Annotated in this window: 10 protein-coding genes; 8 read left to right on the top strand and 2 right to left on the bottom strand. The window is 62.2% G+C overall.

Translation table 11 applies throughout. From position 1 onward, the window contains the following. Positions 1-38: 38 nt before the first annotated feature. Positions 39-1,166, bottom strand: coding sequence for a glycosyltransferase (locus H7688_RS08795; RefSeq protein ID WP_183360698.1), 1,128 nt, complete (start codon positions 1,164-1,166; stop codon positions 39-41). A 416-nt stretch (positions 1,167-1,582) separates the two neighbouring features. On the opposite strand from H7688_RS08795, the gene H7688_RS08790 reads away from it, so the two are divergent. From H7688_RS08790 to H7688_RS08755, 8 genes are all read left to right on the top strand, one after another. Beyond that, positions 1,583-4,693 carry a hybrid sensor histidine kinase/response regulator gene (locus H7688_RS08790; protein WP_246329755.1) on the top strand — a complete coding sequence of 1,037 codons (3,111 nt, stop codon included), beginning with the start codon at positions 1,583-1,585 and terminating at the stop codon, positions 4,691-4,693. 648 nt (positions 4,694-5,341) lie between these two features. Further along, positions 5,342-5,710 (top strand): hypothetical protein, encoded by a 369-nt coding sequence (locus tag H7688_RS08785; RefSeq protein WP_183360697.1) that lies wholly within the window; start codon positions 5,342-5,344, stop codon positions 5,708-5,710. A gap of 316 nt (positions 5,711-6,026) precedes the next feature. Then, the gene (galE, locus tag H7688_RS08780) at positions 6,027-7,016 is read left to right on the top strand and encodes a UDP-glucose 4-epimerase GalE (RefSeq protein WP_183360696.1); all 990 of its coding nucleotides are present in this window, start codon (positions 6,027-6,029) and stop codon (positions 7,014-7,016) included. Positions 7,017-7,040: 24 nt separating this feature from the next. Beyond that, entirely contained in the window at positions 7,041-7,919 is an 879-nt protein-coding gene (locus H7688_RS08775) for a YicC/YloC family endoribonuclease (RefSeq protein ID WP_183360695.1), read from the top strand. An 18-nt stretch (positions 7,920-7,937) separates the two neighbouring features. Then, the gene (gene gmk / locus H7688_RS08770; protein WP_183360694.1) at positions 7,938-8,546 is read left to right on the top strand and encodes a guanylate kinase; all 609 of its coding nucleotides are present in this window, start codon (positions 7,938-7,940) and stop codon (positions 8,544-8,546) included. 37 nt (positions 8,547-8,583) lie between these two features. Continuing rightward, on the top strand, positions 8,584-8,790 hold the full coding sequence (rpoZ, locus tag H7688_RS08765; protein ID WP_012531643.1) for a DNA-directed RNA polymerase subunit omega: 207 nt from the start codon (positions 8,584-8,586) through the stop codon (positions 8,788-8,790). Positions 8,791-8,906: 116 nt separating this feature from the next. Next, positions 8,907-11,057: a RelA/SpoT family protein gene (locus tag H7688_RS08760; RefSeq protein ID WP_183360693.1), complete on the top strand. Its 2,151-nt coding sequence runs from the start codon at positions 8,907-8,909 to the stop codon at positions 11,055-11,057. Positions 11,058-11,162: 105 nt separating this feature from the next. Continuing rightward, positions 11,163-11,546, top strand: a complete 384-nt coding sequence (locus H7688_RS08755; RefSeq protein ID WP_183360692.1) for a RidA family protein — start codon at positions 11,163-11,165, stop codon at positions 11,544-11,546. A gap of 87 nt (positions 11,547-11,633) precedes the next feature. Here H7688_RS08755 and rpmB read toward each other — a convergent pair whose 3' ends face one another. Further along, positions 11,634-11,825, bottom strand: a complete 192-nt coding sequence (rpmB, locus tag H7688_RS08750) for a 50S ribosomal protein L28 (protein ID WP_183354991.1) — start codon at positions 11,823-11,825, stop codon at positions 11,634-11,636. Between the last annotated feature and the right edge of the window lie 85 nt (positions 11,826-11,910).

Below are 11,910 nucleotides of genomic sequence, written 5' to 3'. Positions count from 1 at the left end.
AACGGGGCTTTTTCTGGTTCTTTGGTGGGTACTTATCGTCAACGCTGCCGGGTGGTTTTTTTGTCAAGCGCTTCCCGTATCAGGGTGTTCATCGCCTCCACGGTGCTGTCCCAGGAGGTACTGGCGAGGATGCGGCGCATGCCGGCCACCATGCGACGCTTCTGCTCGTCGTCCTGCCTGAGCGCCTGCTCGCACTCCTTGATGAACTCGGCGATGGTACGGCCGATGAAGACGACATCACTGTAGGGGCGTACCACGTCGGCGATCGGGGTGCTCACCACCGGTTTTTCGGCAGCCATGTATTCGAGGGTCTTGGTGGGGCTTATGAAACGGGTCGCCTCGTTGAGCGCAAAGGGGAGGATGCAGACGTCCCAGCCGGAGAGAAAGGCGGGGAGTTCGGCGTACTCCTTTTTCCCGTAGTAGTGGATGTTGGGGGCCTTGGGGAGCGTCTCCGGGGCGATCTTGACCACCGGGCCCACCAGGACGATCTGCCAGGCCGGGTGCGTGGTGGCCAGGGCGTGCACCAGCGCGAGGTCGAGCCGCTCGTCCAGGACGCCATAGAACCCCAGACGGGGGCGGGGCAGGGGGCGCTGCAGCGGGTGGTCCAGGCTCGGATCCAGAGCCCGGGCGAAGTGCGCGGCATCGACACTGCTGGGGAAACAGTGCACGGCGGGGTGCAACCCTTTCTTCGCCTCGTAGAGGCTCCGGCCGCCGGTGAACACCAGGTGGGCCGTCTTCAGGAGGGCGGCCTCGCGCTGGGTGATTTGCCGCGGGGCCTTGAGGAACCCGGAGAGTTCGTCCATGCAGTCGTAGACCACCAGCTGCGGCTTCAAGTGACGCAACAGCGGCAGCGCCATCGGGGTGTAGAACCAGGCGAGGTAGCGACTGATCCCCTCATTTGCCAATAGTTCCTGCAGCAGCTGCGCGATCCAGGGGATCTGGTCGTCATGAAAGCCGGCCTGCGAACTGGGGGTGACCGGCTTGCAGACCAGGACTCCCGGCTCCGGCCGGCTCAGCTCGAATTCGGCGTGGCTCGTTTCGCGGTGGATCGGCTCTTCGATGAAGATGATCGGTCGGCATTTGGCCATGCGGGCCAGGAGGTGTTGGGGGCGCTGATAGACGAAGTCCCAGCGCAGGTGCGAGAAGACGACGATGGATTCGTGCATGGTCTGGAGGCTCCTGGTCGGGGAAAACGCGGTGGGAGTTTCATTAACTAGTAACAGTACCTGGTATTTAATGTGATTAAATTCATTCAACCAGGTAATGTTAACAGCCTTGGCCGGAAAAAAAAGGGGTGAGGCCGCCAGTTTCGGGGGCGGGGCAGTTGCTGATCCTGGCGTCATTGCTATAGTAAGGATTTGTTAATGTATTAACCGGATAAGGGAGGCGGTCAACAACGGCTGCACTCCCGCTGATCCTGGCTGGCGCTCGCCGGGTGCCCGGTTCCCCCGGCACCGAGCGATGGGCCTCCCTGTGCGCCAGCCTTTACTGATCTTCACCACAAAAATCTAAAATATTTTCACTTGCAGCCCGATACGTGGTATGTCACAGGCGATCCTCTCCACGGAATCGAGGTGCTCAGTTGTCCATTTCTCCACCGGCCTCCCGGGCCGGGAAAATATCCCGCATCAGGAAATGTGCCGCTTCGCTGACCCGCTACGGGATCGGCTACGTCGCCGCCTGGACCGCCTTCATGGTGGCGCTCACCCTGACGACACTCTACTACCACCACCGGGACACCCTGAAAGAGGCCGAGAGCGAGGCGCGTAACTACTTTCTCTTGAACCAGTTCTACCGCGGGTGGGCGGCCCGGCTGGGCGGGGTGTATGCGCCGGCCGACAAGGTCGCCCCCAACCCCTACCTGACGACGCCCCGCCGCGACCTGCGCACCGAGGACGGCCAGCAGCTCACCCTGGTCAACCCCGCCTACATGACCCGCATGGTGTTCGAGGCAATCCGGCACTCTTCCGCCACCCCGGTGATCAGCAAGCTGGTCAGCGACCGGCCGCTCAACCCGGCCAACGCCCCCGACGACTGGGAGCGGGTGGCACTGGACGCCTTCATCCACGAGGGGGCGACCGAGCGAACCCAGCTCTCCCGCATCAACGGCCAGCCCTACCTGCGTTACATCTCACGCTTCACCACCCTGCCGCCCTGTCTCTCCTGCCACGGGGTCCAGGGGTACCGTACCGGCGACGTGCGCGGCGGGATCACCATCGCCATCCCCCTCGCCCCCTACCTCGCCTCCGAGGCCCAGACCCGCAACAACCTGGTAACCGGCTACCTGGCACTCTGGCTCGCCGGGAGCGTCGGGATCGCCGCCGGCTTCCGGAAACGGAGCCGCTACGAGGAGGAACTGCGGGCCAGCGAGGAGAAGTTTCGGACCATCTGCGATTGGACCCAGGACTGGGAGTACTGGACCGACTCCTTGGGTGGACTCAGGTACGTTTCCCCTTCCTGTGCGGACCATACCGGCTATCCCCCCGGTTCCTTTCTGGAGGACCCGGAACTCCTGGTTCGGCTGGTGCACCCCGAGGACCGGGAGGCCTATGAACGGCATGTTCGGCAAAGCCGGCTGCAACCGGAGGGGTGTGCGGGTGCCCACGAGTTCCGGATCGTCGCGCGCGACGGTACGCAGCGCTGGATCCATCACGCCTGCAGGCCGGTTTTTCTGAACGGGAGCTACCAGGGGCGCCGGATTTCCAACCGGGACATCACGATGCAGAAGCTCCACGAGCAGGAGCTTGCCATTCGGGCCGAGCTTTTGAACAGCGTGAGCGATTCGGTGCTGGTCCTGGACCGCGGTGGGAAGATCCTCGACGCCAACGAGACTGCCTGGCGCTGGTACGGCTCGAGTCGTGAGGAACTGCTCGAGTTGAACCTCGCCGACTTGAGCAGTAACCGCGAGGTCCCGGTGCTCACGAGGCTGGAACAGATCTTCGCTGCCGGCAGTGCCGTCTTCGAATCGGAACACCGGCTGAAAAACGGCGAGCGCCGCCTCGTCGAGGTGACGGCACGCATCATCGCGTACCGGGGCTTTCCGGCCTGTCTGAGCAGTATTCGCGACGTCACCGAGCGCAAGCTGGTGGAGGAAGACCTGCACCGCGCGAGGCTCGAGCAACAGCAGGCGGCGGAGGCGCTCAAGGAGAGCGAGCGGACCCTACGGGTACTTTTCGAGGTGACCCAGGCGGGGATCATCCAACTGGACGACCAGGGGGTGGTGCGCTTCGCCAACCCGCGCATGGCGGAGATGCTGGGCCTTCCCCCGGAACAGCTCCTGGGGAGCGACTATCTCACCCTGGTCGGCGCGGACCAGATGGAGCTTGCCGCGGAGCATCTCGACCGGCTCTTCACCGGTGCCACCGAATGCCTGAGCACCGAGCGCCACTACCGTCGCGCCGACGGCTCGCTGTTTTGGGGGTACCTGACGGCCCGGCGCGTGGTGAGCGGCGGGGGAGACCTGGTCACCATGGTCGGCACGGTGACCGACTTGAGCGAGCTTAAAAGCGCGGAGGAAAAGCGCTTGAGGATGGAGCAGCAGATGCTGCACGTGCAGAAACTGGAGAGCCTGGGGGTGCTGGCGGGGGGGATCGCGCACGACTTCAACAACATCCTCTTGGCCATCATGGGGAATGCAAGCCTCGCCCTGCACCGGCTCCCTCCCGACTCCCCGGCACAGTATCACCTGGAGCAGATCGAACGCGCCTCCGACGAGGCAGCCGACCTGGCCCGCCAGATGCTCGCCTATTCGGGGAAGGGGCACTTCGTACTGCAGGCCGTCGACCTGAACCGGCTGATCAGGGACATGACCGCGATGCTCGAGGTCTCCCTGAGCAAGAAGGTGACCCTGCGTTTCGAGCTCGACGAGGGGATCCCCTGCCTGGTGGCGGACGCCACCCAGTTGCGCCAGATCGTGATGAATCTCGCCATCAACGCCTCCGAAGCGATCGAAGAGCACAACGGGGTGATCACCATCGCAACCGGCTGCCTCGAGTGCGACCGCAGTCTCCTGGCCGGTACCTGGCTCAACGACGACCTGCCGCCGGGCCTCTACGACTTCCTCGAGGTACACGACACCGGGTGCGGCATGGATCCCGAGACGCTCGCGCGGATCTTCGAGCCCTTTTTCACCACCAAGTTCACCGGGCGAGGGTTGGGGATGGCGGCCATCCTCGGCATCGTGCGCGGCCACCGGGGTGCCATCGCGGTGAAAAGCGAGCCGGGGAGGGGGACCTTGTTCCGGATCTACCTTCCGGCCAGCCGGCAGAGCGCCTGCGAACAGGCAAAGGCCGAGGTCTCGCCGACCTGGCGCGGCAGCGGGACGGTGCTTTTGGTGGACGACGAGAAAACGGTGCGTGAGGTGGGACGGGAACTGCTGCACGAACTGGGCTTTACCGTGATCTGTGCGGCCGACGGGGAGGAAGCGCTTAGCTGCTACCAGGCTCACGGGGAAGAGATCTCCCTGGTGCTCATGGACCTCACCATGCCGAACCTGAACGGTGAGGAGGCCTTCCGGGAGCTCGTCCGGCTGGACCCCGGCGTGCGGGTGGTACTCTCGAGCGGTTTCACCGAGCAGGAAGTTACCGGCAAGTTCCCCGGGCAGCGTCTGGCGGGATTCATGCAAAAGCCCTACACCCTCACTGCACTCCGGGAGTTGCTGAGTAGCCTCGACCTGGACGCGGCAAAAAAATAGCCTGCAGGTGCAGGCTGTCTCGGGGACCGCTGTGTTGCCCTTCGTCTTTCAGGGGACCTTGTTAAGAGAGGTAAGGAACTCCATCACTGCCAGCAGATTGAGGAGTCTTTTGAAGATCTGGTTTTTTTCCCTGGGATCTCCGGTCGAGGTGAGTTTCGCTTTGAGGAGTTGGTATTGTTCGTAGGCCAAGTCGAATGGATTTACCTTGCTCACTGCACTATTCCTCCAGAAAATTTTGATTAACGAATTGTAACCATTGTCCGGCCAGGTGTCAAGCCCCTGCGCCCGCCGAAAGCTTTCCGCCCCGCTCCCGGCCCTCCCCCTCATCAGCCCTGCAACCTTCCTTTAAGGCCGCCGTCCCGCCGGGACCCGGCCTTTCTCGTCCGAAACTACCTGGCCCGCCAAAAACAACAATAATTATTAAAGTCTGCAACGCCGTTCACCGATATGTCTTTGTGTACGGCGCGGAGACTGTCTCAGTACGAGAACCCACTGTCAGAACTGGGGCCGCGGGTAAGTACACATGCTGGGCTGCAGTCATCCAACGTCAGACGTTTCGGAACTTCCGAGAGTAACGCCTTTTTCCAGACTCTGGCGTGCCGCATTTTACTTTGAATACTTCAATTGTTATGATTCGTGGGGTGGGAAATGCAGAAGCATATCTTGGGGATTGGCAGCGGCAAGTACCATATCGATCCTGAGACGCTCGACTCGTTCATCGAGGAGGCCCGCAGTCGCTGTTTTGGGAGTGCTCCAGAAGCCCTGGAAATGACGGGGGAACCCGACCTCGCCAGCGAAACGGAGACCCAGCGGGTCTTCGACGAGATCATGGCTCTGCATCGGGAATATCTACGCCACCAAAGCTTCGACGTTCTGTTCAAGCTGAAAACCCGTCTGGAAGAATTCTCCGTCCGTTATCACAGTCAGGTCCTCGCCGCAGAAGTACTCAATATCAACCGCTGCCTCCCCTATGAGTTGCGCATAGCCTGGAGCAAGGACAGCCGCATCGGGAACTGAATCGTCACGCGGTTTGTGTTCCACACTCCGGTTCTCGTTCGCTCATCGTGCTGCGTCTCAACCCGGCGTACCCCTGTCTCACTACAGATTTGATGTTGCATGGTGCGGGTCCAAGTGCTATATATGTCGAACTAATACTTGTCCTGCGGGATGTCTGATCCTGCACGACGGGGCGGTTTGCAGCTGCCAGCCGGCACGGCTTGGGTTTCCGGATCGGGAACCGCTACCGGTAGGAGCTGCCAGACGCGAGGGTTTAGTCCAAAGGCTAGGCCCTTGTTTCGTTTTACCGCGCATGCCACTGAACGAGGAGGACCCGATGGGAGCAATACTGGTGACCGGAGGTGCCGGTTACATTGGCAGTCACGTGGTGCGGCAGCTTTCCGAGGCAGGGCATGAGGTTGTGGTGTACGACAACCTTTCCACCGGTTCGGCCGATGCGCTGATACACGGGGAGCGGTTGATCGTCGGCGACCTCGCGGACCGGGAGCGGCTGGGCCGGGTGCTCAAGGAGACCGGCTGCAAAAGCGTCCTTCACTTCGCCGCGGCGATCGTGGCCCCCGAATCGGTGCACCTGCCGCTTAAGTACTACGGCAACAACACCCGCAACACCCTGAACCTCCTTGAGGCCTGCGTCGAGCACCAGGTGAAGCGCTTCATCTTCTCCTCGACCGCCGCAGTCTACGGCATCCCGGAAGGGGGCGAGGCCTCGGAGGCGACGCCGACCGTGCCCATCAACCCCTACGGCACCTCGAAGCTGATGAGCGAGTGGATGCTGCGCGACGCCGCCTTTGCCCACGGCTTTTCCTACGTCGCGTTGCGCTACTTCAACGTGGCCGGCGCCGATCCCAAGGCCCGCATGGGGCAGCGCACCCCGGACGCCACCCACCTCATCAAGGTCTGCTGCCAGGCGGCGCTCGGGATGCGCGACTCGGTCTCCATCTTCGGTACCGACTACGACACCCCCGACGGCACCGGTATCCGCGACTACATCCATATCGAGGACCTGGCCTCGGCGCACCTGAGGGCGCTCGACTACCTGTCCCGGGGGGGCGATTCCAGCACCATCAACGTGGGGTACGGCAAGGGGAGCAGCGTCCGCGAGGTGATCGAGGTGGTGAAGAAGGTGAGCGGGGTGGATTTCCAGGTCGTGGAAGGGCCGCGCCGCCCCGGCGACCCGCCCAACCTGGTGGCCGGCGCGGACCGTATCCGCACCCTTTTGGACTGGACGCCGCGTTACGCGGATCTCACCACCATCGTCGAAGATGCCTGGCGCTGGGAGAAGAAACTCTTTGAGGCTAAACGCTAGGGGGCACTCGCCCCGGAGGACCTGATGATCAAGAGCATGACGGGATACGGTAAGGGTGAGGCGGCCTATGCGGGGGGGCGCCTCGTCGTGGAGTTGCGCTGCGTGAACCACCGCTACGGCGAGATCTCGGTGAAGCTGCCGCGCGCCCTGATGCCGTTTGAAAACGAGATCAAGAAACGGGTTGCCGAGAAGCTGAACCGCGGCAAGATCGACGTCTTCATCCAGCTGGAGTCGGCCGCACAGGCCGGCGTTCCCACCGCGAACCTGCCGCTGGCGCGCGGCTATTACCGCGCCCTCTCCAGCATCCGCGAGGCCCTGGGGCTCGATCAGGAGGTGGATCTTGCCCTCATCGCCTCGCAGCGCGACGTCATCACGGTAAGTGCCGAGGCCGAGGCGTCGCTCGAGGAGATCCCGGCGGAGCTCGTCGAGGCACTCGAGGCGGGTCTTGCCCGGGTGGACCAGATGCGCAGCTTCGAGGGGGAGAGCCTGCGCGCCGACTTCAGAAAGCGCCGCGAGACGCTCGCCGAGCTGATCGGCCGGGTGGAAAAGCGCGCCCCGTCGGTGGTGGCGGAGTACGCGGCGAAGCTTAAGGAGAGGATCCAGGTGCTCACCCAGGAGAGCGCGCTCCCCGAGGAGCGGGTCGCTCTGGAAGTGGCGCTGTTGGCCGATAAGTGTGACATCACCGAGGAGCTGGTGCGCCTGGAAAGCCACCTGCGCCAGTTCGACGAGACCCTCGAGCGCAGCGAGCCCGTGGGGCGCAAGCTCGACTTCCTCCTGCAGGAGATCAACCGCGAGGTGAACACCATCGGCTCCAAGGCCAACGACGCCGAGATCGCCGCCAGCGTGGTGGAGCTTAAGGGCGAACTCGAGAAGATCCGCGAACAGGTGCAAAACGTCGAGTAGACCGAAACGGAGGGAACCATGAAACGCGAAGGAGTGCTCTTTGTCATCTCGGCCCCCTCCGGTGCCGGCAAGACCACGCTCTGCAAGGAAATTATTGACAAATTCCCGGAGTTGCGGCATTCTGTCAGCTACACGACGCGCGCCCCCAGAGCCGGTGAGGTGCACGGTCGTGATTATTTTTTTGTGGGTAAGGAGGAGTTCTCCCGGATGGTTCAGGCCGGGGAATTCGCAGAGTGGGCCGAAGTTCACGGCAACCTCTACGGCACATCGCTCGCCACCCTCAAGGAATGCCGCTCCCAGGGGATCGACCTGATCCTGGACATCGACTGCCAGGGAGCCCAGCAGCTGAAGGGACGCTTCGACGGAGGCGTTTACATCTTCATCCTGCCCCCCTCCATCGCAGAGCTCAGGCGGCGCCTGAACGGTCGCTCCTCCGATACCGAAGAGGTGATCGAGCGCCGCATCCAGAATGCCGCGGGCGAGATCAAGGAATCGCGCTGGTACGACTACATCATCGTAAACGACGAGTTCCCCGTGGCGCTGGAACAGCTGAAAAGCGTACTGGTCGCCGAACAGTGCCGGTCCTTCAGGGTCATCCAGGGGCTGTCGGCGCAGTTCAATATCTAGAAAAAACGACACGATACCACGACAAAGAGGTGTTACTATGGCAAGGGTTACCGTAGAAGATTGTCTGGAAAAAGTGGATAACCGCTTTCTCCTCGTCATGCTGGCCAGCAAGAGGGTCAAGCAGCTGTTCAAGGGCGCCCGCCCGCTCATCGACAACCGCGGTGCCAACAAGAACGTGGTGGTTTCCCTGAGGGAGATCGCCGCCGGCAAGATCGGCTGTGAAATCGGCAAGAAAGGTCGTTAACTGAGAAAGGGGGAGCGGGTCTCCCCTTTTTGTTGCGCTCGACTTAAGGGGCTGACGGCTTTGAGGGGAAAGGTCCCGCCGTTGGCCCCTTTGCATATCGAGGAAGTCCAGATTCGATGATACGACTCAACGACATACTTGAAAAGGTAGCCTCCTACAACCCGGGTGCCGATCTCGATCTGATCAGAAAGGCCTACGTCTTCTGCGCCAAGGTGCACCAGGGGCAGACCAGGCTCTCCGGAGAGCCGTACCTGATCCACCCGATGGAGGTGGCGGGTATCCTGGCAGACCTGCGCCTGGACATCCCGGCCGTGGTCACCGGGCTTTTGCACGATACCGTCGAGGACACCCTCACCACGCACCAGGAACTGGCGGAGATGTTCGGCGCCGAGGTGGCGCGCCTGGTGGACGGCGTCACCAAGATCGGCAAGATCCACTTCAAGACCAAGGAAGAGAGCCAGGCCGAGAACTTCCGCAAGATGCTCCTGGCCATGGCGAACGACATCCGGGTCATCCTGGTGAAACTCGCCGACCGTCTGCACAACATGCGCACCCTGCAGTACCAGCCCGAGGCAAAGCAGCGCGCCATCGCCCGCGAAACCCTGGACATCTATGCCCCGATCGCCAACCGGCTGGGGATCTCCTGGGTGAAGGGTGAACTCGAGGACCTCTCCTTCCGCTACCTGGAGCCGCAGCTCTACTACGATCTGGCCGGCAAGGTGGCCAAGAAGAAGCAGGAGCGCGAAACCTACGTGGCGAGCGTCAAGGAGATCATCAAGAACCAGCTCTCCGAGCACGGCATCAAGGGGGAGGTCTCCGGGCGTTCCAAGCACCTGTACTCCATCTACCGCAAGATGGAGAGCCGCAACGTGGACATCGACGAGATCTACGACCTGATCGCCATCCGGGTCACCGTCGAAGACGTGCGCGAGTGCTACGAGGTGCTGGGGATCATCCACTCCACCTGGAAGCCGATCCCCGGGCGTTTCAAGGACTACATCGCCATGCCCAAAGGGAACATGTACCAGTCCCTGCACACTACGGTGATAGGTCCCCTGGGCGAGCGCATGGAGGTGCAGATCCGCACCTCGGAGATGCACCGGGTTGCCGAGGCGGGGATCGCGGCACACTGGAAGTACAAGGAAGGGAAGGGGTACGACGAGAAGGAAGTGAAGCGCTTCACCTGGTTGAGGCAACTTCTGGAGTGGCAGCAGGAACTTGCCGACTCCAAGGAGTTCATGGACACGGTGCGCGTCGAGCTCTTCCCCGAGGACGTCTTCATCTTCACCCCGAAAGGGGACGTGAAGGGGTTCCCGAAGGGGTCGACCCCGATCGACTTCGCCTACTCGGTGCACACCGACGTGGGACACCGCTGCGTGGGCGCCAAGGTGAATGGCAAGCTGGTCCCCTTGAAGTACGAGCTGAAGACCGGCGACATCGTCGAGGTGATCACCTCGCCGCACCACACCCCCTCGAAGGACTGGCTGAAGATCGTCAAGAGCTCCCGGGCGCGCAACAAGATCCGGGCCTGGGTGAAGACCGAGGAACGTTTAAAGAGCATCCAGCTGGGACGCGAGATCTGCGAGAAGGAGTTCCGCCGCTACTCGCTTAACTATGCCAAGCTGCAGAAAACGGGGGAGATGAAGCGGGTCGCCGTCGAGTTCGGCTTCCAGGCCGAGGACGACCTGATGGCCTCGGTGGGCTACGGCAAGCTCTCGGTGAGCCAGATCCTCGGCAAACTGGTGCCGGCCGACAAGCTGGAGGCGGCCCAGGAACGCAAGGAAACGCGCATCGGCAAGGTGATCGACAAGCTGAAGGGGAAGTCCTCCAGCGCGATCGAGATCGACGGCGTGGAGGATGTCCTGGTCCGCTTCGGCAAGTGCTGCAACCCGCTCCCCGGCGACGAGATCACCGGCTTCATCACCCGCGGCCGCGGCGTCACGGTACATACCGCCGACTGTCCCTTCGCAGCGGCCCTCGAGCCGGAGCGCCGCATCGAGGTAGCCTGGAACCGCGGCAGGAAGAGTGCCCTGCCGGTCAAGATCCGGGTCATCTGCAACGACGAGAAGGGGATCCTGGCCAACATCGCCACGGCCATCACCAACAGCGAGGCGAACATCTCCAGCGCCTCCATCCAGAGCACCATGGACAAGCGCGGCGAGAACCTCTTCGAGGTGGACGTGACCGACCTGGACCACCTGAAGCGGGTCTTCGCCTCGATCAACAAGGTGCGCGGCGTCTTGAAGGTGGAACGGCTGAAAAGCTAGGGCGGGTCGGTGCGAGTGTCGCAGGAAGCTGGTAATAGCTACAAGAAGATGTCGTACATCGATAATCTCACGGGTCCGGAACCCGCATTACCTAGAGGAGGAACCATGAGCAAGGAGATCATCAGCACGGAACAGGCCCCCAGGGCGATCGGACCCTATTCGCAGGGGGTGAAGGCGGGCGGCTTCCTGTTTCTTTCCGGTGCCATCGCGCTCGATCCGGCGACCGGCGAGATGTGTGGCGGTGGAGTGAGTGCGGAGACCGAGCTGGTCATGAAGAACATCGGGGCACTTCTGGAGGCTGCGGGGCTGGGGTATGGCGACGTGGTGAAAAGCGTCATCTACCTGGCCAACATGGGGGACTTTGCCACCGTGAACGCGATCTACGGGCGCTTCTTCCCGGAAAACCCGCCGGCACGGGTCACCGTCGAGGTCAAAGGGCTGCCGCGCGCCGCGCTGGTAGAGATCGAGGTGACCGCCCTCTGCCGCTAGGCTCTTGGGCAAACCGGCCTGGACAAAAATAAAGCCGCTGCGCCTTGAGGCGCGAGCGGCTTTAGATTCTTTGCAGAGGGTCGGATCCTAGAGGGCTTTGGTTACGTGTCCGGAGCGGATGCAGCGGGTGCAGACCTTGATGCTCCTGACGGTACCGTTCCTCACGGCCTTGATCTTCTGCAGATTCGGGCGCCAGATTTTGCTGGTTTTGTTGTTAGCGTGGCTGACGTTATTCCCGAAGCTAGGGCCCTTACCGCAAATTTCGCATATTCTGGACATTTCTTTCTACCCTCCGGTGGTTACTGAAGTCGTCACTTATAGCAGATGAAGCCATCAGGTGCAAGCAAAAAATACCGGTGGCGAT

Origin of the sequence: Geomonas limicola (genome assembly GCF_014193675.1) — a bacterium.
Taxonomy (GTDB): Bacteria; Desulfobacterota; Desulfuromonadia; order Geobacterales; family Geobacteraceae; genus Geomonas; species Geomonas limicola.
This window is presented reverse-complemented; position numbering and strand designations above follow the sequence as displayed.